The sequence below is a fragment of the Xanthomarina maritima genome (assembly GCF_008084905.1).
Lineage (GTDB): Bacteria > Bacteroidota > Bacteroidia > Flavobacteriales > Flavobacteriaceae > Xanthomarina > Xanthomarina maritima.
Genome location: NZ_VSFC01000043.1, coordinates 89,284 through 109,651 on the forward strand (window position 1 = coordinate 89,284; position 20,368 = coordinate 109,651).

At 31.5% G+C, this 20,368-nt stretch carries 22 protein-coding genes; 16 read left to right on the forward strand and 6 right to left on the reverse strand.

Annotation, left to right across the window (positions count from 1 at the left end; genetic code table 11):
• The first annotated feature begins 62 nt into the window (after positions 1 to 62).
• The 7 genes from FVF61_RS08560 (at position 63) to ftsY (ending at position 4,106) form a co-directional block, all read left to right on the forward strand.
• On the forward strand, positions 63 to 674 hold the full coding sequence (locus tag FVF61_RS08560; RefSeq protein ID WP_148455322.1) for a fumarylacetoacetate hydrolase family protein: 612 nt from the start codon (positions 63 to 65) through the stop codon (positions 672 to 674).
• The gene (locus FVF61_RS08565; RefSeq protein ID WP_148455324.1) at positions 675 to 1,016 is read left to right on the forward strand and encodes an Hpt domain-containing protein; all 342 of its coding nucleotides are present in this window, start codon (positions 675 to 677) and stop codon (positions 1,014 to 1,016) included.
• The gene (locus tag FVF61_RS08570; RefSeq protein ID WP_148455326.1) at positions 1,016 to 2,263 is read left to right on the forward strand and encodes a competence/damage-inducible protein A; all 1,248 of its coding nucleotides are present in this window, start codon (positions 1,016 to 1,018) and stop codon (positions 2,261 to 2,263) included. The genes FVF61_RS08565 and FVF61_RS08570 overlap by 1 nt, the downstream gene beginning before the upstream one ends.
• A 112-nt stretch (positions 2,264 to 2,375) precedes the next feature.
• Entirely contained in the window at positions 2,376 to 2,612 is a 237-nt protein-coding gene (gene rpmB / locus FVF61_RS08575; protein WP_148455328.1) for a 50S ribosomal protein L28, read from the forward strand.
• Between the two features lie 24 nt (positions 2,613 to 2,636).
• Positions 2,637 to 2,819, forward strand: coding sequence for a 50S ribosomal protein L33 (rpmG, locus tag FVF61_RS08580; protein ID WP_007648529.1), 183 nt, complete (start codon positions 2,637 to 2,639; stop codon positions 2,817 to 2,819).
• A gap of 34 nt (positions 2,820 to 2,853) precedes the next feature.
• Positions 2,854 to 3,006 (forward strand): DUF4295 domain-containing protein, encoded by a 153-nt coding sequence (locus FVF61_RS08585; RefSeq protein WP_148455330.1) that lies wholly within the window; start codon positions 2,854 to 2,856, stop codon positions 3,004 to 3,006.
• Between the two features lie 146 nt (positions 3,007 to 3,152).
• The gene (gene ftsY / locus FVF61_RS08590; RefSeq protein ID WP_148455332.1) at positions 3,153 to 4,106 is read left to right on the forward strand and encodes a signal recognition particle-docking protein FtsY; all 954 of its coding nucleotides are present in this window, start codon (positions 3,153 to 3,155) and stop codon (positions 4,104 to 4,106) included.
• Between the two features lie 75 nt (positions 4,107 to 4,181).
• On the opposite strand, the gene FVF61_RS08595 is transcribed toward ftsY, so the two are convergent.
• Positions 4,182 to 5,450 carry a fibronectin type III domain-containing protein gene (locus FVF61_RS08595; RefSeq protein WP_148455334.1) on the reverse strand — a complete coding sequence of 423 codons (1,269 nt, stop codon included), beginning with the start codon at positions 5,448 to 5,450 and terminating at the stop codon, positions 4,182 to 4,184.
• A gap of 130 nt (positions 5,451 to 5,580) precedes the next feature.
• On the opposite strand from FVF61_RS08595, the gene rimO reads away from it, so the two are divergent.
• Positions 5,581 to 6,891, forward strand: coding sequence for a 30S ribosomal protein S12 methylthiotransferase RimO (gene rimO / locus FVF61_RS08600; protein ID WP_148455336.1), 1,311 nt, complete (start codon positions 5,581 to 5,583; stop codon positions 6,889 to 6,891).
• Between the two features lie 83 nt (positions 6,892 to 6,974).
• Here the strand turns inward: rimO and FVF61_RS08605 are convergent, their stop codons facing one another.
• From FVF61_RS08605 to miaE, 4 genes are all read right to left on the reverse strand, one after another.
• Positions 6,975 to 7,199, reverse strand: a complete 225-nt coding sequence (locus FVF61_RS08605; RefSeq protein ID WP_148455338.1) for a hypothetical protein — start codon at positions 7,197 to 7,199, stop codon at positions 6,975 to 6,977.
• Between the two features lie 140 nt (positions 7,200 to 7,339).
• Positions 7,340 to 7,540 (reverse strand): helix-turn-helix domain-containing protein, encoded by a 201-nt coding sequence (locus FVF61_RS08610; RefSeq protein WP_148455340.1) that lies wholly within the window; start codon positions 7,538 to 7,540, stop codon positions 7,340 to 7,342.
• Positions 7,541 to 7,543: 3 nt separating this feature from the next.
• Positions 7,544 to 8,077, reverse strand: coding sequence for a DUF2975 domain-containing protein (locus FVF61_RS08615; protein ID WP_148455342.1), 534 nt, complete (start codon positions 8,075 to 8,077; stop codon positions 7,544 to 7,546).
• 90 nt (positions 8,078 to 8,167) lie between these two features.
• Positions 8,168 to 8,749 (reverse strand): tRNA-(ms[2]io[6]A)-hydroxylase, encoded by a 582-nt coding sequence (miaE, locus tag FVF61_RS08620; RefSeq protein WP_148455343.1) that lies wholly within the window; start codon positions 8,747 to 8,749, stop codon positions 8,168 to 8,170.
• A 115-nt stretch (positions 8,750 to 8,864) separates the two neighbouring features.
• On the opposite strand from miaE, the gene bshC reads away from it, so the two are divergent.
• From bshC to FVF61_RS08650, 6 genes are all read left to right on the forward strand, one after another.
• Positions 8,865 to 10,469 carry a bacillithiol biosynthesis cysteine-adding enzyme BshC gene (gene bshC / locus FVF61_RS08625; protein ID WP_148455345.1) on the forward strand — a complete coding sequence of 535 codons (1,605 nt, stop codon included), beginning with the start codon at positions 8,865 to 8,867 and terminating at the stop codon, positions 10,467 to 10,469.
• A gap of 4 nt (positions 10,470 to 10,473) precedes the next feature.
• A complete protein-coding gene (locus FVF61_RS08630) occupies positions 10,474 to 11,844 on the forward strand; it encodes a pyridoxal phosphate-dependent decarboxylase family protein (protein ID WP_148455347.1) in 1,371 nt (456 codons plus the stop codon).
• Positions 11,845 to 11,900: 56 nt separating this feature from the next.
• A complete protein-coding gene (gene guaA / locus FVF61_RS08635; RefSeq protein WP_148455349.1) occupies positions 11,901 to 13,436 on the forward strand; it encodes a glutamine-hydrolyzing GMP synthase in 1,536 nt (511 codons plus the stop codon).
• Between the two features lie 76 nt (positions 13,437 to 13,512).
• Positions 13,513 to 15,432, forward strand: coding sequence for a PBP1 and LysM peptidoglycan-binding domain-containing protein (locus FVF61_RS08640; protein WP_148455351.1), 1,920 nt, complete (start codon positions 13,513 to 13,515; stop codon positions 15,430 to 15,432).
• A 52-nt stretch (positions 15,433 to 15,484) separates the two neighbouring features.
• Positions 15,485 to 16,036 carry a hypothetical protein gene (locus FVF61_RS08645; protein WP_148455353.1) on the forward strand — a complete coding sequence of 184 codons (552 nt, stop codon included), beginning with the start codon at positions 15,485 to 15,487 and terminating at the stop codon, positions 16,034 to 16,036.
• Between the two features lie 2 nt (positions 16,037 to 16,038).
• Positions 16,039 to 16,269, forward strand: coding sequence for a DUF3820 family protein (locus FVF61_RS08650; RefSeq protein WP_394348922.1), 231 nt, complete (start codon positions 16,039 to 16,041; stop codon positions 16,267 to 16,269).
• Between the two features lie 35 nt (positions 16,270 to 16,304).
• Here the strand turns inward: FVF61_RS08650 and FVF61_RS08655 are convergent, their stop codons facing one another.
• On the reverse strand, positions 16,305 to 16,886 hold the full coding sequence (locus tag FVF61_RS08655; protein WP_148455355.1) for a hypothetical protein: 582 nt from the start codon (positions 16,884 to 16,886) through the stop codon (positions 16,305 to 16,307).
• 166 nt (positions 16,887 to 17,052) lie between these two features.
• Between FVF61_RS08655 and FVF61_RS08660 the strand changes: the two genes are divergently transcribed.
• Both FVF61_RS08660 and yidC read left to right on the forward strand, forming a co-directional pair.
• A complete protein-coding gene (locus tag FVF61_RS08660; RefSeq protein ID WP_148455357.1) occupies positions 17,053 to 18,693 on the forward strand; it encodes a CTP synthase in 1,641 nt (546 codons plus the stop codon).
• Positions 18,694 to 18,789: 96 nt separating this feature from the next.
• The coding region (yidC, locus tag FVF61_RS08665; RefSeq protein ID WP_148455359.1) for a membrane protein insertase YidC at positions 18,790 to 20,368 on the forward strand (1,579 nt) is incomplete at its 3' end.

Here is a 20,368-nt window from a genome sequence, read left to right on the forward strand (position 1 = left end):
TCCATAAAGCAAGAAATTAATAATAAAAAAGAGATTCCTGCCTTAGCAGGAATGACAGAAAAATGAAATTAATTTGCATCGGAAGAAATTATACAGAACACATTAAAGAGTTGGCAAACGAAAAACCAACAGATCCAGTCGTATTTTTAAAACCAGATACGGCTATTTTATTAAAAAAGCAGCCATTTTTTATTCCAGATTTCTCTAACGATGTGCATCATGAAGTAGAAATTTTGGTAAAAATAAATAAAGTAGGAAAGCATATAGCTGAAAAATTTGCTCATAAATATTATGATGAAATTGGTTTAGGAATTGATTTTACAGCTAGAGATCTACAAGCAAAACTTAAAGAAAAAGGCTTGCCTTGGGAAAAAGCTAAAGCTTTTGATGGAGCAGCAGTAATAGGAAACTGGATGCCTAAAACAAATATTGAAAATGTGAATAATCTAACTTTTTCTTTAGAAAAAAATGGAGAAGTGGTACAAACAGGAAATACCAGTCACATGCTTTGGAGAATAGATGAATTGATAGAATATATCTCAAAATATTTTACTTTAAAGATTGGAGATATTATCTTTACAGGAACTCCTGCTGGAGTTGGAAGAGTAAATGCAGATGATAAATTAGTGGGATTTATAGAAAACAAACAAATGTTTGCAATAACAGTAAAATAAATGGAACAACATTATAAATTATTTAGAGTTAGAGAATTAGCAGATAACGACGAAGAATTTGTTGCTACTCTAGCTGCTGCATTTTTAGAAGAAGTGCCTGAAGATGCAGAGCGTTTAGAAAAAGCAGTTGCAGAAAATGATTATTACAATGCCTATCAGGCTGCTCATAAAATGAAACCAACAATCGATTTGTTTGAACTTGGAGTACTTCAAGATCTAATTGAAGTTCAAGATTGGGGAAAATTCGAAAAAACAGGAGTAGATATTTCAGAGAAATTAGAAATAGTCTTAGCTGCTGTAAATAACGCTACTGAAGAAATAAAAGTAGACTTTAATCTGTAATGCAAGCAGAAATTATAACTATTGGTGATGAAATTCTTATTGGTCAGGTTGTAGATACCAATTCAACTTATATCAGTAAAGCTTTAAATAATATTGGAGTATCAGTATATCAAATTACTTCTATACAAGACGAAAAAAGCCATATCTTAAAAGCTTTAAAAGAAGCAGAAGAAAATGCTGACATCATTATCATTACTGGAGGTTTAGGGCCAACAAAAGACGACATTACCAAAAAAACTATCACAGAATATTTTAACGATACCTTAATTCAAAGCGATGCTGTTTTAAAAAACATTCAACATATTTGGGATACATATATTAAGCAACCATTAGCTCAAGTAAATATAGATCAAGCTTTGGTGCCTACTAAAGCACAAGTGCTAATGAATGTGAACGGGAGTGCTCCAGGCATGTGGATGGAACAAAACGGGAAAGTGTTTATTTCTCTTCCAGGTGTGCCTTTCGAGATGAAAGCCTTAATGGATAATTTAGTGATTCCAAAACTTCGAGATACTTATAAGTTTCCATATATAAAACACACCACAATTTTAACCTATGGTTTAGGAGAAAGTACTTTGGCAGAAAGAATTGAAGAATGGGAAGACAACTTACCAAGTTTTATGAAACTGGCTTATTTACCTGGATTAGGTAGAGTACGTTTACGTTTGTCTGCTAAAAATATGGATAAGTCAAAAGTTGAAACTGAAATGAATAATCAGGTCGAGAAACTTTTACCATTAATCAAAGATATATTTGTTGGTTTAGAAGCAGACGATTCTATTGAAGCTATTTTAGGGAATCAACTCACACATTTAGGAAAAACTGTAGCCACTGCCGAAAGTTGTACTGGAGGTAAAATAGCAGAATCATTTACCAAAATCCCAGGAGCATCAAAATATTTTAAAGGTTCTGTAGTAAGTTATGCTACCGAAGCAAAAATAGATGTTTTAAAAGTTTCAGAAGAACTCATTAATAAACATTCAGTAGTTAGTTTTCAAGTGGCAGAAGCTATGGCTAAAAATGTTTTAAAACTTTTTAAAACAGATTATGCCATTGCAACTACAGGAAATGCAGGGCCAGAAAAAGGAGATTCAAATGCTGAGGTTGGAACTGTATTTATAGCTATTGCTACAAAAGACGTTGTTTTTTCTGAAGAATTTAACTTTGGAAATCATAGAACTAAAGTGATAAGAAAAGCTGTAAATAAGGCTTTTGAAATGCTTCAAAAAGAAATTTTAAAAAAGTAACAATTTTAGTTTGTTGATATTGTAAAGTTTTACTAAATTTGCAGCCTGTTTAAAAACATCCATAATAGATTTTTAATAAACAGATCAAATAACAACATTAAAGTTAGAAGAAATGTCAAGAGTTTGTGAACTTACTGGTAAGAAAGCGATGGTTGGAAACAACGTATCTCACGCAATGAATAAAACAAAACGTAAATTTGATGCAAATCTTATTAAAAAACGTTTTTATCTTCCAGAAGAAGATAAGTGGGTAACTTTAAAAGTTTCTACTGCTGCATTAAAGACAATCAATAGAATTGGAATTGCTGCTGCAATTAAAGAAGCTAAATCTAAAGGGTTTTATAAATAATAGCGGCAATTAAAAGTTAAGAAAATGGCAAAGAAAGGTAACAGAATACAAGTAATATTAGAATGCACAGAGCATAAAGAGTCTGGACAACCAGGAACTTCTAGATATATTACAACTAAGAATAAAAAGAATACTCCTGATAGAATGGAAATTAAAAAATTCAATCCTATCTTAAAGAGAATGACTGTTCATAAAGAGATTAAATAATAACTTTTTATATAAAGTTTTAAAAACATAAGACATGGCAAAGAAATCAGTTGCATCGTTACAAACAGGATCTAAAAGATTAACAAAAGCTATTAAAATGGTGAAATCTCCTAAAACAGGAGCTTACATGTTTGTTGAATCAATTATGTCACCAGAACAAGTAAACGATTGGTTATCTAAACAATAATCGGTACTTGCATTACAATATTTTAAGCTGCTTTCTATTTTAGAAAGCAGCTTTTATTTTATATTTACAGAAGTAAAAAGGACAAATGTTTAGCTACTATATATAAACTAGACAAGTGTTTAAGAAATATAATTGATTGACATAAAATGAGTTTTTTTAAAAAAATATTTTCTTCAGAAAAAAAAGAAACATTAGACAAAGGGTTAGAAAAGTCTAAAACCAATTTCTTTAACAAGTTAAGCAAAGCTGTTGCTGGAAAATCTAAAGTAGATGATGAGGTTCTTGATAATCTAGAAGAAATTCTGGTAACTAGTGATGTTGGTGTAAATACAACCCTTAAAATTATTAAAAGAATTGAAGCTCGAGTAGAACAAGATAAATATTTAGGAACTGACGAGTTAAATAAAATTCTTCGTGAAGAAATTGCTGGTTTACTAAGTGAAACCAATTCTGGCGAAGAAACAGAATACACTATTCCAAAAGATAAGAAACCTTATGTGTTAATGGTTGTTGGAGTAAATGGTGTTGGAAAAACAACCACTATAGGTAAATTAGCCTATCAATTTAAAAAACAAGGACTAAATGTAGTACTTGGTGCTGCAGATACGTTTAGAGCTGCTGCTATAGATCAATTACAAGTCTGGGCAGACCGTGTAGATGTTCCTATGGTAAGACAAGATATGGGAAGCGATCCGGCTTCTGTTGCTTTCGATGCATTGCAATCTGGAGTCAATCAAAATGCTGATGTTATAATTATAGATACTGCTGGTCGTTTACATAACAAAGTAAATTTAATGAACGAGCTTACTAAAGTAAAGCGTGTCATGCAGAAAGTTATAGGAGATGCACCTCACGATGTATTATTAGTATTGGATGGTTCTACAGGACAAAATGCGTTTGAACAAGCCAAACAATTTACAGCAGCAACAGAAGTAACCTCACTTGCAGTAACCAAATTAGATGGAACAGCAAAAGGTGGTGTAGTAATTGGTATTTCAGATCAGTTTCAAATTCCTGTTAAATATATTGGAGTAGGAGAAGGTATTGAAGATCTTCAAGTATTTAATAAATACGAATTTGTAGATTCGTTTTTTAAATAGAAAAAAATATAAAATAAGATAAAAAAAATGGGCTTTTAAGCCCATTTTTTTTATAAATAGTATTTATATATAAAATTATTGTTTTTCATAAAAAGCTTGAAAGATTCTATCTCCAGAATCAAATTCTATCATATATTCCATGTATAAATCACCATTAGGTAAGACTTCGCCATTTTGAGTACCGAATACATTATTAGCATAGTAACCTTGACATAATTGCTGATTAGGAATAATTATCTCATTACAACTATTAGCAAAATTAAAACCTTGATCTGGAGCTACCGCACCAATAGCCCATAGTCCAGTTGTCTCTGTCTTATAATAATTAGGAGAAACTAAAATAATGGTTTCTAATCCATGAGAATAAGTAGCTCCGTCGTCTCTAGTAACAGTTACATCATACATGCCAGTTAAATCATTTGAGTCTGTTGTAACGACAAGGGCATCAGAATACTCACTATAACCATCAGAACCACAATTTGCTCTTACATATATTTCATAAGTAGTGCCTTGATCTAGATTAGTATCTATTTCATAATAGCTGTTAGATGTGTTAATAGTATTACCTGTACCTAAAGTAAAACCAGATTCCCCATATTCTATTTCAAAAGAAGTTTCACCATTTGTATACCAATCAAACGAAATACTACAGACTTCAACACTATTCAGATTAAGCAAGGTTGGTTGTTGGCAAGCTGCCTCTGTTATAAAAGTTGAAGGACCTACAGTGTCTCCAAAATTAGTGTCGCTACATTGCGCTGTTATATAAAAATCATATTGAGTAGATGGTGTTAATCCAGTTAAATCATAGCCTTGATTAGAAGTTGTTATTATTGTTCCTTGACCTAGGGTAAAACCAATAATGCCATATTCTATTTTCCATGATGTAGGAGTTACAGTTCCAATATAAGACCATTCAATATTTGCTGAAGTTTCTGTAATGTTATATGTATTTAAACTTTGCGCTTCTGGGCAATTAATTGCCGAGGTTGTAAAATTTTGAGGCCCAACCCAAGAACTATAACTGTTATTGGCACAATTAGCTCTTATATAATACTGATATGATGTGTCAGAATTAAGATTAGTCAATATACTATTAGAATTAGAAGATGTTATAGTTTGACCTTGACCTTGAGTAAAACCAGTAGTTCCATATTCAATTTGAAATGTGTTAGAATCATTTGCTGATGTCCAATTTATTGTAGCAGAATCTTCTGTTATTGAATTTGTTGAAATATTAGTTGGAGAATTGCATGTAATTGTATCGTCTGAATCGTTTGAATCATCACTTGAACAACTAAAAACAAATAAGGTAACAGAAAAGAGTAAGATTATTTTTTTCATAGTGGATTTTATAAGAATTATCGCTCGCGAATATAGAATTTATTTGGCTTTATAAAAACTTATGCTATAAAAAATAATTCCTGTTATTTACTCTAAAAAGAAGCTTATATTTGCAGTCCAAAATAATAAGATGAGAACAAAGTCACTTAAGAAGAACAAAATCAATGTAGTAACTCTTGGTTGTAGTAAAAATGTATACGATAGCGAAGTGTTAATGGGGCAACTTAAAGCCAGTGGTAAAGAGGTTGTACATGAGGAAGAAGGTAATATTGTGGTCATCAATACTTGTGGCTTTATTAATAATGCTAAAGAAGAGAGTGTCAATACCATTCTCGAATTTATGCAGAAAAAGGAAGATGGCGAAGTTGATAAAGTGTTTGTTACTGGTTGTTTAAGTGAGCGTTACAAGCCAGATTTACAAAAGGAAATTCCGAATGTGGACCAGTATTTTGGAACCACAGAATTACCCGGATTATTAAAAGCATTAGGAGCAGATTATAAACACGAATTAATTGGAGAACGTTTAACGACCACTCCAAAAAATTATGCTTATTTAAAAATTGCTGAAGGTTGCGACAGACCTTGTAGTTTTTGCGCCATACCAATTATGCGTGGTAAACACAGATCAACACCAATTGAAGAGATAGTTATTGAAGCTGAAAAGTTGGCTGCTAACGGAGTAAAGGAATTAATTCTTATTGCCCAGGACCTAACCTATTACGGACTCGATTTATACAAAAAAAGAAATCTTGCCGAATTGCTTGAAGCGCTTGTAAAAGTTGAAGGTATTGAATGGATTCGTTTGCATTATGCTTTTCCAACTGGATTTCCAATGAATGTCTTAGAGGTGATGAATCGTGAGCCTAAAATTTGTAATTATTTAGATATACCTTTGCAACATATTTCAGACCACATTTTAAAAAGTATGCGTCGTGGTACTACCAAAGAAAAAACCACGAAACTGCTTAAGGAATTTAGAAAGGAAGTTCCGAAAATGACAATTCGTACCACTTTAATTGTTGGCTATCCAGGAGAAACTGAAGCAGATTTCCAGGAATTAAAACAATGGGTTACAGATATGCGTTTTGAACGCTTAGGTTGTTTTACCTATTCTCATGAAGAAAATACGCATGCTTATAATCTGGAAGACGATGTGCCTGAAGATGTTAAGCAAGATCGTGCCAATCAGATAATGGAAGTCCAGTCGCAAATTTCATGGGAACTAAACCAAGCTAAAATTGGACAAACTTTCAAGGTGGTTATCGATAGAAAAGAAGGCGAATATTTTATAGGACGTACCGAATTCGATTCTCCAGATGTCGATAACGAAGTGCTTATTGATGCTTCAAAAACCTATTTAAAAACCGGAGAATTTACAACCGTAAAAATTACAGAAGCAGCTGACTTTGATCTTTATGGCGAAGTTGCAGTTATAGATTAAGCTGTATAAGTCTTTCCTTGCTTTCCGTTTTATTTGGAGAGGGAAAATCTATAATATTTGACTAATTTAAAAATATTTGATTTCTAATAAGTCAAGAAATTTGCCCATTTTAATAGAAACAATATGATAGTTGTAAATCCGAGGCTGTATAATATAGCAGCTTGCCAATATGATAATCTAGTTGACCAATGTTTCCACATTTTTGTACCAGATTCTTTTTTAGCATAACCACTAGTTAATGCCCAAAAAAGAAAAATGAAAACCAAGAAAATAAGTATGGCTATTAGGAAAATCCATTTTTTTTCCATTTTTTAAACTTTTAGTTTATTTAATTTTTCTTTACTCATTTTAATATAATTATTTCAAACTTTGCGTAGATTAAATTTAATAATTTATCTATTCTTAACGAAGTTAACTTTTTAATCCTACATATTCAAACAAACTAGTTTTAATCATTCACCAACAAATCTCCAGGTTGACAATCTAATGCTTCGCAAATAGCTTCCAAAGTGCTAAATCTTATGGCTTTGGCTTTTCCGGTTTTTAAAATGGATAAATTGGCTAAGGTCAGTCCTACTTTTTCTGAGAGTTCATTCAACGACATTTTTCGCTTGGCCATCATCACGTCTAAATTTACAGTTATTGCCATAGCTTAAACAGTTAAATCGTTTTCGGATTGTAATTCAATGCCTTTTTTAAAAATAATGGCAATAATATAAATTACTGCTGCCATTATAATATATGCTTGACTATCTGCCCAAAATGGGGTTAAATTATCGACCACATAGTCATGATGTTCCAAATTTTTTGCAGTTTGTCTGGCAATATAACTTATAAGTCCAATTGAAAAGGTGTAGTAACTAATTTTTGAAATCTGTTTCGAAACAAAGCTGTTGAATGGTTTCGATAAGTCGATTTTTGTAATTAAGACGATAACGACATAAAATAGCAATGCTTTTAAAATAGCAATGAATAATACAAAACTATACATACTGAAAAATACCCAAGTATTTCTCTCATGTATGTCGTTTAAGTCTAGTTTTTGATATAAATTAGGAACAAATTCAGGTTTAAACAAACTGAAAATAAAATTGACAATCAAGCCTCCTGCTTCAATACATAAGCCAATAAAAATGATCCAAGTAATAATTTTTAGACCAATAAATATGAAGTTATTTGTTTTCATCGATATTCATTTAATATTATTTAAAACAAATATCAATAAAAATTTATTGAAAAACAATAAAAAAAGATTGTTATTTAATAAATAGTTTGGTTAACCATGAATTGTTTCAGATTTCCCATAGCTCTGAATGACTTCTCCTTCAAAGTCAATGAGTTCTTTCCAACGCTTGTCCACATCCACATCTTGTCCATATTTTCTAGCAAAGCCTATAAAAAGAGTATAGTGTCCAGCTTCACTAATCATGAGATCATGATAGAATTTAGAAAGTTCAGGATCTTTAATTTTTTGAGATAAAAGTTTAAAACGTTCACAACTTCTGGCTTCAATCATTGCAGAAAACAAGAGTCTGTCTACCATAGATTGTACTCGATTACCACCTTTATTCATGAACTTATATAGCTCGTTGACGTAACTGTCTTTACGTTCTCTTCCTAGTTTATAACCTCTTTTTTTAATAATGTCATGAACCATTTGAAAATGTTCCAACTCTTCTTTTGCCAATTCAAGCAGGTCAGTTACTAAATCTTCATATTCAGAATTATGAGTAATGATGGTTATGGCATTTGTTGCGGCCTTTTGCTCACACCAAGCATGATCTGTAAGTATTTCTTCAATATTCGTTTCTACAATATCAACCCAACGAGGATCTGTAGCTAATTTTAAACCAAGCATATCTATAATTTTAGGTAAAGATAAGTATTCTTTTTAGCTATGAATCACATTTATTTTAAGTTATTTTTAAGACTAGAAACTGTATCTTTACTTTTTAAAACTGCAAAGCGTAACTATGCCAACAGACTGTATTCCGTTTAAAGACACCAACTATTTTTCAAGTTTAATTTGCGATTATTTAGATGAAAAAGAAGCTTTAAAACCTTTCTATCATAGATTTCCTAATCTTGAAAGTTTTAAGGCGCAATTAGATGAAAAAAAAGAATCTTTCTCTGAACAGTCGCGAACGACTTTGGTTTCTAGTTTAAAAAATCAATATCAGGACATTAATATGTCATCTGAAACGCTTCAAAATATAGAAGCTTTAAAAGATGAAAATACCTTTACCATTACAACAGGTCATCAGTTGAATTTATTTACGGGACCTTTGTATTTTTTCTATAAAATTATTTCCACCATCAATTTGTGTAAAGACTTAAAAGCTGCTTATCCAAAACAGAATTTTGTGCCTGTGTATTGGATGGCTACGGAAGATCATGACTTTGAGGAAATTAATTTTTTCAATTTTGAAGGAAAAAAAATCCGATGGCAAAGAGACGCTTCTGGAGCTGTAGGTGAGTTAGATTTAGAAGGTTTACAGCACATAGCAGAAGTATTTGCATCTTATTTAAATACTGGTATATATGCAAACGAATTAAAGAAGTTATTCAAAGAAGCATATACAAAACAAGATAATCTAACCGAAGCTACCAGATATTTAGTAAACGAATTATTTTCTGAAACAGGCTTGGTCATATTAGATGGAAACGATATTGAGTTAAAACGCTTATTTATTCCTTATGTTAAAGATGAATTGCTTAATCAAACGTCCTTTAAAAAAGTTTCAGAGACAAACCTACACATTAACAAATTACCTGAAAACTATAAAATTCAAGTCAACCCAAGAGAAATTAATTTATTCTATATAACAGAGAATCTAAGAGAACGTATTGTTTATGAAGATGGTGTATTTAAAGTTCTTAAAACAGATATTGTATGGAGCAAGAGTGAGATAATACAACACCTCGACGAGGTGCCAGAACGGTTTAGTCCGAATGTTATTTTAAGACCTTTATATCAGGAAGTGGTTTTACCAAACCTCTGTTATATTGGTGGTGGTGGAGAACTGGCTTATTGGTTCCAGCTAAAATCTAATTTTGAAACACAACAAGTGCCTTTCCCTATCTTATTACTTAGAAATTCTGCTCTATTAGTTTCAAAAAAACAACAGAAGAAACTTGAAAATTTAGATCTTAACATTGCCGATTTGTTTCTAAACCAAGACGATTTAATAGAAAAATTAACAAGAAAACTGTCTGAAGTTGATATTGATTTTTCTAATCAGAAAGCATTCTTAAAAAAACAGTTTGAAGATCTATATATTCTAGCTAAAAAAACAGATAAATCCTTTTTAGGAGCAGTTTCAGCACAAGAGAAAAAGCAAATTAAGGGTTTAGAGAATCTTGAAAAGAGATTGCTAAAAGCTCAAAAAAGAAAATTAAAAGAGATTTTAGATCGCGTTGTCTCATTACAAAACGAATTATTCCCAAATCAAAGTCTTCAAGAACGTCAGGCTAATTTTTCTGAATTTTATTTAGAATATGGAGACCAATTTATTCAGCAGTTAATGTTAAATTTGCAACCTCTTAAACAGGAGTTTTTAATATTAAATTTAGAATAAATCCATGCATAAAATAGATATAGACCTGATAGAAATGACCTTAGATGTCATGAAATATGCCATTGGTAGAATTTCAGCAACAGAGCATCCTATTGGTAAACCAAAAAAGTACGAAGAACTTAAAGAACTTGTTGGAGAAACTGTAACTGAAAAAGGTGTTGGAGGAGAATATGCTTTTAATTTATGGAAAGAACATTTAGCTAAAGCCAATGTGCCTGTAGATCATCCTAGAAATTTGGCGTTTGTTCCAGCCTCTCCTACACGTGCTGCTGTGATGTTCGATTTAGTGACATCAGCTTCAAGTATTCATGGTGCTTATTGGATGGAAGGAGCTGGAGGTATTTTTTGTGAAAATGAAGCCATGACATGGATTGTCTCATTAACAGGATTGCCAGAAGGTGCTTTTGGAGTGTTCACTAGTGGAGGAACAGCAGCAAACTTATCTGCCATTGTTACTGCTAGAGAACACTGGAGGGAAGACGAAACTTATAAAAGAGAAAAGGGTCTAATCATTACCTCAATTGGAGCTCATTCTTCTATTAAAGCAATGGCTAAAGTAGCAGATGTGGATATTCTTTTAGTTGATTCTGAAGAAAAATTAACAGGAACAGCACTTCGTGAAACTATTGATAAGTTAAACTTCCACCAACGTAAACGTCTGTTTGCCGTTGTTGCAACTGGAGGAACAACTAATGCAGGAATTATTGATGATTTAGAAGGTATTGCTGAAATATGTGAAAAAGAGAATATTTGGTTTCATGTAGATGCAGCTTATGGAGGAGGAGCTTTGGCAGCCGATTCTGTAAGACATTTATTCAATGGAATAGAAAAAGCAGATAGTATTACCATTGATCCACATAAATGGATGTTCTCGCCTTACGATTGTGGAGCAGTTATTTATAAAAATCCTGAGTTGGCTAAAAATGCACATTCACAACAAGGATCTTATCTGGATATTTTTAAAGACGAAGGTGCGCATGGTTTTAATCCAACTGACTATCAAATTCAATTAACACGTCGTGTTCGTGGTTTGCCTTTATGGTTTTCTTTAGCAACACACGGAACAGATAAATATAAAGAAGCTGTAGAACGTGGTATTGAATTAGCTCAGATTGCTGGTAGAATGATTGAAGAAAACCCAAATGTGGAATTGGTAAGGGAACCAAGTTTATCTTGTGTGCTTTATAGAAGATTAGGATGGAAGCCAGAAGATTATACACATTGGACTTACGAAAATCATAATAAAGGCTTTGCCTTAGTAACACCAACCAAATGGAAAAATGGAGATACTTACGAAACCGTTTCTCGTTTTTGTTTTATCAATCCAGATACCACTGAAAAAGATATACAATTGATTTTAGAGTCAATGAATTAATTTTAAAAATAGGTTTACGAAACTGAAAATTAAAAAATCAATTACTATTTTTGCGCATGCAACACAACAACATACTTATTTTAGATTTCGGTTCGCAATACACACAGCTTATTGCACGAAGAGTGAGAGAACTCAATATTTATTGCGAGATTCATCCGTTTAATAAAATTCCAAAAAACCTAGAAGATTATAAAGCGGTTATACTTTCTGGAAGTCCTTTTTCAGTGAGGGGAGAAAATGCATTACATCCTGATTTGTCAAAAATCAGAGGTGTAAAACCTGTTTTGGCAGTTTGTTATGGAGCTCAATATTTGGCACATTTTTCTGGAGGCGAAGTGGCTCCTTCTAATACCAGAGAATATGGTCGAGCTAAACTATCATTCATAAAACCTAATGAAGCTTTCTTTAAAAATATAAATGAAGGATCTCAGGTATGGATGAGTCATAGCGATACCATTAAGCATCTTCCTACAAACGGAGTTTTATTGGCAAGTACGCATGATGTGAAAAATGCAGCCTATAAAATTGAAGGTGAAGAAACTTATGCTATTCAATTTCACCCTGAAGTGTATCATTCTACAGATGGGAAACAATTGTTAGAGAATTTTTTAGTTCATATTGCAAATGTGGAACAAGACTGGACACCACAATCTTTTGTGGAAGAAACTGTTGAAGATTTACAGAATAATTTAGGAAACGATAAAGTAGTTCTTGGTCTTTCTGGTGGAGTAGATTCCTCAGTTGCTGCCATGCTACTACATAAAGCCATTGGCAAAAATCTATATTGCATTTTTGTGAATAATGGTTTGTTGAGAAAAAATGAATTTACAGATGTCCTAGAACAATACAAAGGTATGGGGCTGAATGTTAAAGGAGTGGATGCTTCGGCACGCTTTTTGGATGCACTTGCAGGATTGAGCGATCCAGAGTTAAAAAGAAAAGCTATTGGTCGTGTGTTCATTGAAGTGTTTGACGATGAAGCTCATTTAATAGAAAATGTTAAATGGTTAGCACAAGGAACCATTTATCCAGATGTAATTGAAAGTGTTTCAGCAACTGGTGGACCAAGTGCCACTATTAAAAGTCATCATAATGTTGGTGGATTACCAGATTATATGAAGCTTAAAATTGTAGAACCATTAAAAGCATTGTTTAAAGATGAAGTACGTCGTGTTGGTGCTTCTATGGATATGGATGCAACTTTATTAGGTCGTCATCCGTTTCCTGGACCAGGTTTAGCTATCAGGATTTTAGGAGATATTACTGCCGAGAAAGTGAGAATTTTACAGGAAGTAGATGCTGTTTTTATTAATGGCTTGAAAGAATGGAATTTGTACGATAAAGTGTGGCAAGCAGGAGCTATGTTATTACCTGTTAATAGTGTGGGTGTTATGGGAGACGAACGTACTTACGAAAAATGCGTCGCTTTAAGAGCTGTAGAAAGTACAGATGGCATGACTGCAGATTGGGTAAATTTGCCTTATGAGTTTTTGCAAAAAACTTCAAACGATATAATAAATAAAGTAAAAGGCGTTAATAGAGTAGTGTACGACATTAGTTCAAAACCACCAGCAACCATTGAGTGGGAGTAATATTCCTTTGAAGTAGGAGATTTATGAATATAATTTAAATAATCTCTATAACGATTTTGAACGTATAATTAATAATATGAAGAAAATAATATACATTCTATCACTTGTTTTAATGCTTGGTTGTATTTCAACTCAAGCACAGAATTACAAGACACATAAAGTAAAGCAGGGTGAATCTATAGAAAGCATTGCAAAATTATATCAAGTGACTCCTTACGATATTTATGGATTAAATCCAGATGCTAAAAAAGGATTAAAAACTAATTCGATATTAATAATTCCTAAATCTAAAGTAAGTAATAATGCTCCTCAAGCAGCTATAGAAAAAGAGTTAATAGGATTTAAAGAGCATAAAGTTAAACGTAAAGAAACCTTATATAGTTTATGTAAAGAGTTTGATATTACAGAAGACGAACTTAAAAAACACAACACCTTTTTATATGCAAATAATTTAAGAAAAGGAGATGTTTTAAAAGTGCCAGTTTATAAAAAAGTATTGACAGTTTCTAAACCAGAATCTACAACTAAAAGTTATACAGTTTTACCAAAAGAAGGTAAATGGAGAATTGCTTATAAATTTGGAATTACAGTAGATGAGTTGGAAACTTTAAATCCTGGAATGAATGAGGTACTTAAAGACGGTGAAGTTATTCTAGTGCCAAATATTACTGAAACAGAAGAAAAAACTATAGACGAAAGATATTCTTACTATCAAGTTTTACCAAAAGAAGGTTTTTATAGGTTAAAGATTAAATTAGGAGTTGAACAAGACCAATTAGAAATTTTAAATCCAGAACTAAAAGAATCTGGATTAAAAGAGGGAATGGTTTTAAAAATCCCTTTTAGTTCTTCAGTAAATGAAATAATTCAAACCGATGAAAGAACGGAATCTAATTTAACAAATCAAATTAAAGACTATAATACCAAGCATTTGGTTGTTATGTTACCATTTCAGTTAAATAAAGTGGATACAGATTCAATTCAAGATTCTAAAAGAGAATTGGTTAAAAACCCTTATTTAAACATGTCTTTAGATTTTCATTCTGGAGCATTAATGGCGTTAGATTCTCTTAAAAAATTAGGAATTTCACTAAAAGTAGATGTTTATGATACTAGAAACTTATTAAGTGAAGTGTCTCAGATTCTTAACACCAATTCATTTAATGATGTAGATGCTGTAATTGGGCCATTTATGCCTAATAATATAGAAAAAGTTGCTTCAGAATTACAAAAGTATAACATTCCTGTAATTTCACCAATTACTAAAAATGTACAGCTATCAGAGAATGTATTTCAATCTAGACCTTCTGAAGATTTGTTGTATGAAAAGATGATACAATTTGTAAAAAATGATTCTACTATAAACCATATTCTTATAATTTCAGATTCAAAGCATACAAAAGTTAGCGACGAATTAAAACGAATGTTCAACTTTGCTTCTTTAGTAACTTCAAGAAAAAATAAAGAAGGTAAAGATGCCTTTTATTTGTTAGACGAAGATATTTCTAGTAAGTTGAAATTAGGAAAGAATTTGGTGTTCTTAGAATCTGATAATCCAGGATTTATTTCTAATGTAACTAGTAAATTAAATTCTATGAAAAGCAAGGAAAGAAATATAATACTAGCAACTACAAATAAAAACGATGCATTTGAAGACGATGAGGTTTCAAATTATCATTTATCTCATTTAGAATTTCATTTTCCAACCATTTCAAAATCTTATAATGAAGACGATGGAAATACGTTTGTAAAAGCCTATGAAAAGCGATATGGAATAACACCCAATAAAATTGCTGTTCGTGGTTTCGATTTAACAATGGATGTGGTATTGCGTTTGGCAACCTCAGAAGATTTGTATTCATCTGTAACAGAAACGCCATTAACAACCTATGTAGAAAATAAATTTGCCTATAAAAAGAAATTTTTAGGAGGTTACTATAACGATACGGTTTATCTTGTTAAATATCAAGATTTAAAAATTGTTGAAGTAAATTAAAATATACATAACCACAGTTTATTATTAAGAATTAAATCTTATTGTTGTTATTATGTGGTTTAAAATATCATGTCTTTTTATATTTATTAGCACCTTTGGATATTCTCAAAACAACGAGCAAATTATTATTTGGCAAGATTCTATTAAATTATCTTGGAAGAACTTTAAAGACAAACCAGATCCTAATGTAGATGTCGTAGCTATAACAGCATCTGGAATTACCTTTAAATATTCCATAAAGAAAAGAGATGATGTAATTATAGGGTTTACGACACAAGTTCAAACCATTTTTTATCCTGAAAAATCATGGTACAAACCAGAAAGAGCTAATGCTTATATATTGTCTCACGAACAGCTACATTTCGATATTACAGAATTACATTCTAGAAAATTTAGACAACAGATAACATCTATACTTGTAACAGAAAATTTAGTTGAAAATCTAGATTTGTTACATCTTCAAATACAAAAAGATCTTAAATACATGCAGAATTTGTATGATTCAGAAACAGATAATTCTAGAATTATTGAAGCACAAACTAAATGGCAAAAAATCATACACGATCAATTATCTAAATATTCTAACTATAAATCTTTAAATTAATTTTGATACAACCAGATAAAGATTTTCTAATAAAATTGGCACACACCAAAATGCCATTTGGTAAATATAAAAACAGAGACCTTATTGATTTACCAGAATATTATGTGGTTTGGTATCATAACAAAGGGTTCCCAAAAGGAAAATTAGGAGAGATGCTTCAAACGGTTTACGAATTAAAGCTAAACGGATTAGAAGATTTGATTAAAAATATAAAACGCCAATTTCCTAAGTAAATAAAATTGGCGTTTTAAAATTTTAAAAGATAAGCTTATTCAACTTTTTCTAATGTTATAGCCATGGCTTCAGCATAAGTTAAAATAACTACTTGTCCTACGTGAAGCTTTTGAATTAACTCTTTATCTTTCATATGAATGGTTGTAAAACTCCCTTCAGGACCTTGAATATTTACATACATAAAAGGTAGATTTATAACTTGAATAGTTACAACAGCTTGAACAATAGCACCTAAAACAGCTCCTGGTTTCATGTCTGCTGGAGCTTTAGCTCCTTCAGTAACAACTACAATAGGATTTTCTAGTTCTTCTTCAGTTGGTTGTCTAAATTCAGCCTTCATGTATTTGTAAAAATCAAAAGTAATGACATCTCCAACTTCAATATCGTCAAAGCGTTTTACTTCTTCTCCAGCAGTAATAGTATGTAATTCTCCTTTTGAACCAATGATTGTAACCTCACGAGTATCTTTGTTAATGTCTGTTATGGTTCCTTGCATTTCTACAAGATCCCATACTTCTTTGTCTTCTAAAGTAGTCTCTTTGTCTTGAGAAAAACTAATTTGTGCTATAAGTAAAAACACAATTAAATAAGTCCAATTATTTGTAATAGATTTCATAAATAATAGTTTTAATTTTTAAGTGAATAAGTTTCCTTCAAAATTAGATATTTATAAGTTGAAAACTGCAATTATTTAAATAAAATAATTGACAAATAAATTACTATAAACAATACCTTAATTACTGGTTTAATTTTGTAAATTTGCCTGCGTTTAACAGCGCAACATGACAACTACAACAAAATACATATTTGTAACAGGAGGTGTAACTTCTTCTTTAGGAAAAGGAATCATTGCAGCTTCTCTTGCAAAGTTACTTCAAGCACAAGGTTATAGAACAACCATTCAAAAATTAGACCCTTATATTAATGTAGATCCTGGAACTTTAAATCCTTACGAACATGGCGAATGCTATGTAACAGATGATGGTGCAGAGACCGATTTAGATTTAGGTCATTATGAGCGTTTTTTAAACGTACCTACAAGTCAAGCAAATAACGTAACTACAGGTCGTATTTATCAAAGTGTGATAGAAAAAGAACGTAGAGGAGAGTTTTTAGGAAAAACGGTTCAGGTGATTCCTCATATCACAGACGAAATTAAAGAACGTGTTCAGATTTTAGGAAATTCTGGTGATTATGATATAGTTATTACTGAAATAGGTGGAACTGTTGGTGATATTGAATCCTTGCCTTATGTAGAAGCAGTACGTCAGTTAAAATGGGATTTAGGAGATAACAACGCCATAGTAATTCATTTAACTTTAGTGCCTTATCTATCAGCTGCAGGTGAACTTAAAACTAAACCAACCCAACATAGTATTAAAACGTTGATGGAATCTGGAGTTGTAGCAGATATATTAGTGTGTAGAACAGAACACGAATTACCAGATGAGCTTAGAAGTAAACTAGCCAAATTCTGTAATGTTCGTGAAGAGGCTGTTATTCAATCAATCGATGCTTCAACTATTTATGATGTGCCTAATTTAATGCTACAACAAGGCTTAGATAAAGTTGTATTAAAAAAACTGGCGTTAAATAGTCATACTCCAGATTTAACACAATGGAATAAGTTTTTACAACGTCATAAAAACCCAACATCAGAAATAACTATTGGATTAATTGGAAAGTATGTAGAATTGCAGGATTCTTATAAGTCTATTTTAGAGGCTTTTATTCATGCTGGTGCAGAAAACGAAGTAAAGGTAAATGTAGAGCCTATTCATTCAGAATATTTAAATGAAGATAATGTAAAAGCGAAGCTTGCACATTTAGATGGCGTTTTGGTAGCTCCTGGATTTGGAGAACGTGGTATTGAAGGTAAAATAGACGCAGTAAAATATGTTCGTGAACATAACATACCGTTTTTAGGCATTTGTCTTGGAATGCAGATGGCAGTTATAGAATTTGCTAGAAATGTATTATACTTAAAAGAAGCAAACTCTACAGAAATGGATGCAAAAACAAGTCATCCTGTTATCGATTTAATGGAAAATCAAAAAAACATTACTGATAAAGGTGGAACCATGAGATTAGGTGCTTGGTCCTGCGAGTTAAAAATGGATTCTTTAGCACAGAAAATCTATAAAGCTAATAATATTCTAGAAAGACACAGACATCGTTTTGAGTTTAATAATAAGTATAAAGAACAAATTGAAATTGCAGGAATGAAAGCTACAGGTCTAAATCTTGATACTGGTTTGGTTGAGATAGTAGAAATTCCAGAACATCCATGGTTTATTGGTGTACAATATCATCCAGAATATAAAAGCACAGTGGCAAATCCACATCCTTTATTTGTAGCATTTGTAAAAGCAGCTTTAAAACATAAAAGAAATACGAAGAGTGCCAGTATGGCACAAAAATAAAATTGGATTGCTTTTTGAGTTATCCAAGAGTCTCATTTAATATAGAGATATAATACAATCACAATAAATCTCTTTAGTTTAAGAGAAAATTTAAATATGGAAGAAAAGAAAATTGACATAAATTCGATTATCGGATTTGTACTTATTTTTGGAATACTAGTGTACATGATGTACACAAACAAACCAACTGAAGAAGAAGTAACAGCTGAAGCACAAGCAAAACAAGAACAAGTTGAAGCAGAGAAAAAAGAATCTAAAGAAAATGATGTAGCTGTTACAACTGCTGAAGATTTTTCTGCATCATCAATTACAGATTCTACGCAATTAGCAGCTTTAAATAATAAATTAGGGGCTTTTGCATATTCATCTACATTGCCTTCTGCTACAAACAAAGAAACGGTTGTAGAAAACAATGTATTATTACTAAAATTTAACAATAAAGGTGGTTTTCTATCTGAAATTAAATTAAAGAAATTTGTCGATTTTGATTCTGTACCAATTTACTTAGTTAAAAATAACAATACAGATTTCAATATTAACTTTGGTACAACCGATAGTAGAATATTAAATACGAAGGATCTTTATTTCCAACCTACCATAACTAAGAATGGAGAAAGCACAGTAGTTTCCATGAAACTAAAAGTATCTCCAGACAAATATTTGGAGTATCGTTATGAGTTAAAACCAGACGATTATATGATGGATTTTACCATCCAATCTAAAGGTTTAAATAATGTTATAAATAGTTCTCAAGAGGTAAATTTAGATTGGAAATTAGACACCTATCGACACGACCAAAGTATTTCTTACGAAAACCGTTATACAAGACTAACCTACCAATACGATGAAGGAAAAGTCGATAAATTAGCTCAGGCAGGAGAAGACGAAGAAACCATTCAAGATGTCAAATGGTTATCTTATAGACAACATTTCTTTAGCTCTATATTAGTGTCTAAAGAACCTCTAAAAAATGTTAAAATTTCTTCTAAAGATTTAGTTGCAAACGAAGATATAGATACGGTTTTTACAAAACAGTTTAACACAAAACTTCCACTAGCATTTCAAGCAGGAGAAATCAATCAATCATTACAGTTTTATTTTGGTCCTACAGATAGTAAGATTTTAAAGAAATACGATAATAATTTAGATGAGAGTATTCCATTTGGATGGGGAATTTTTGGATGGATTAACAAAGCCTTATTTATTCCATTATTTGGATTTTTAAGTGGCTTCTTACCTTATGGTATAGCTATTATAGTTATGACCATTCTTATTAAATTATTAATGTCTTTTGTACAATACAAGCAATTCTTATCTCAGGCAAAATTAAAAGTATTGAAGCCAGAGTTGGATGCTATTAGAGAAAAATATAAAGACAATAAAATGAAAGCGCAACAAGAAACTATGGCGCTTCAAAACAAAGCAGGAGCAAGCCCTTTAAGTGGTTGTTTACCAGGATTAATCCAGTTACCAGTTTTCTATGCCTTGTTTATGTTTTTTCCAACTGCGTTTGATTTAAGACAAAAAAGTTTCCTGTGGGCAGACGATTTATCTTCTTATGATGCAGTAGCATATCTACCATTTAAAATTCCATTTTATGGAGATCACGTAAGTTTATTTCCAATCCTTGCAGCTTTAGCAATTTTTGTTTACATGAAAATGACTACAGGACAAC

What these genes read in the sequence shown, in the direction of transcription:
- FVF61_RS08645 (WP_148455353.1), top strand. Translation starts at nt 15,485, where the DNA reads ATGTGGTTTAAAATATCATGTCTTTTTATATTTATTAGCACCTTTGGA.
- FVF61_RS08630 (WP_148455347.1), top strand. Translation starts at nt 10,474, where the DNA reads ATGCATAAAATAGATATAGACCTGATAGAAATGACCTTAGATGTCATG.
- FVF61_RS08660 (WP_148455357.1), top strand. Translation starts at nt 17,053, where the DNA reads ATGACAACTACAACAAAATACATATTTGTAACAGGAGGTGTAACTTCT.
- FVF61_RS08605 (WP_148455338.1), bottom strand. Translation starts at nt 7,199, where the DNA reads ATGGAAAAAAAATGGATTTTCCTAATAGCCATACTTATTTTCTTGGTT.
- FVF61_RS08560 (WP_148455322.1), top strand. Translation starts at nt 63, where the DNA reads ATGAAATTAATTTGCATCGGAAGAAATTATACAGAACACATTAAAGAG.
- guaA (WP_148455349.1), top strand. Translation starts at nt 11,901, where the DNA reads ATGCAACACAACAACATACTTATTTTAGATTTCGGTTCGCAATACACA.
- FVF61_RS08585 (WP_148455330.1), top strand. Translation starts at nt 2,854, where the DNA reads ATGGCAAAGAAATCAGTTGCATCGTTACAAACAGGATCTAAAAGATTA.
- rimO (WP_148455336.1), top strand. Translation starts at nt 5,581, where the DNA reads ATGAGAACAAAGTCACTTAAGAAGAACAAAATCAATGTAGTAACTCTT.
- FVF61_RS08570 (WP_148455326.1), top strand. Translation starts at nt 1,016, where the DNA reads ATGCAAGCAGAAATTATAACTATTGGTGATGAAATTCTTATTGGTCAG.
- miaE (WP_148455343.1), bottom strand. Translation starts at nt 8,749, where the DNA reads ATGCTTGGTTTAAAATTAGCTACAGATCCTCGTTGGGTTGATATTGTA.
- rpmG (WP_007648529.1), top strand. Translation starts at nt 2,637, where the DNA reads ATGGCAAAGAAAGGTAACAGAATACAAGTAATATTAGAATGCACAGAG.
- FVF61_RS08565 (WP_148455324.1), top strand. Translation starts at nt 675, where the DNA reads ATGGAACAACATTATAAATTATTTAGAGTTAGAGAATTAGCAGATAAC.
- ftsY (WP_148455332.1), top strand. Translation starts at nt 3,153, where the DNA reads ATGAGTTTTTTTAAAAAAATATTTTCTTCAGAAAAAAAAGAAACATTA.
- FVF61_RS08610 (WP_148455340.1), bottom strand. Translation starts at nt 7,540, where the DNA reads ATGGCAATAACTGTAAATTTAGACGTGATGATGGCCAAGCGAAAAATG.
- bshC (WP_148455345.1), top strand. Translation starts at nt 8,865, where the DNA reads ATGCCAACAGACTGTATTCCGTTTAAAGACACCAACTATTTTTCAAGT.
- FVF61_RS08615 (WP_148455342.1), bottom strand. Translation starts at nt 8,077, where the DNA reads ATGAAAACAAATAACTTCATATTTATTGGTCTAAAAATTATTACTTGG.
- FVF61_RS08655 (WP_148455355.1), bottom strand. Translation starts at nt 16,886, where the DNA reads ATGAAATCTATTACAAATAATTGGACTTATTTAATTGTGTTTTTACTT.
- rpmB (WP_148455328.1), top strand. Translation starts at nt 2,376, where the DNA reads ATGTCAAGAGTTTGTGAACTTACTGGTAAGAAAGCGATGGTTGGAAAC.
- FVF61_RS08595 (WP_148455334.1), bottom strand. Translation starts at nt 5,450, where the DNA reads ATGAAAAAAATAATCTTACTCTTTTCTGTTACCTTATTTGTTTTTAGT.
- FVF61_RS08640 (WP_148455351.1), top strand. Translation starts at nt 13,513, where the DNA reads ATGAAGAAAATAATATACATTCTATCACTTGTTTTAATGCTTGGTTGT.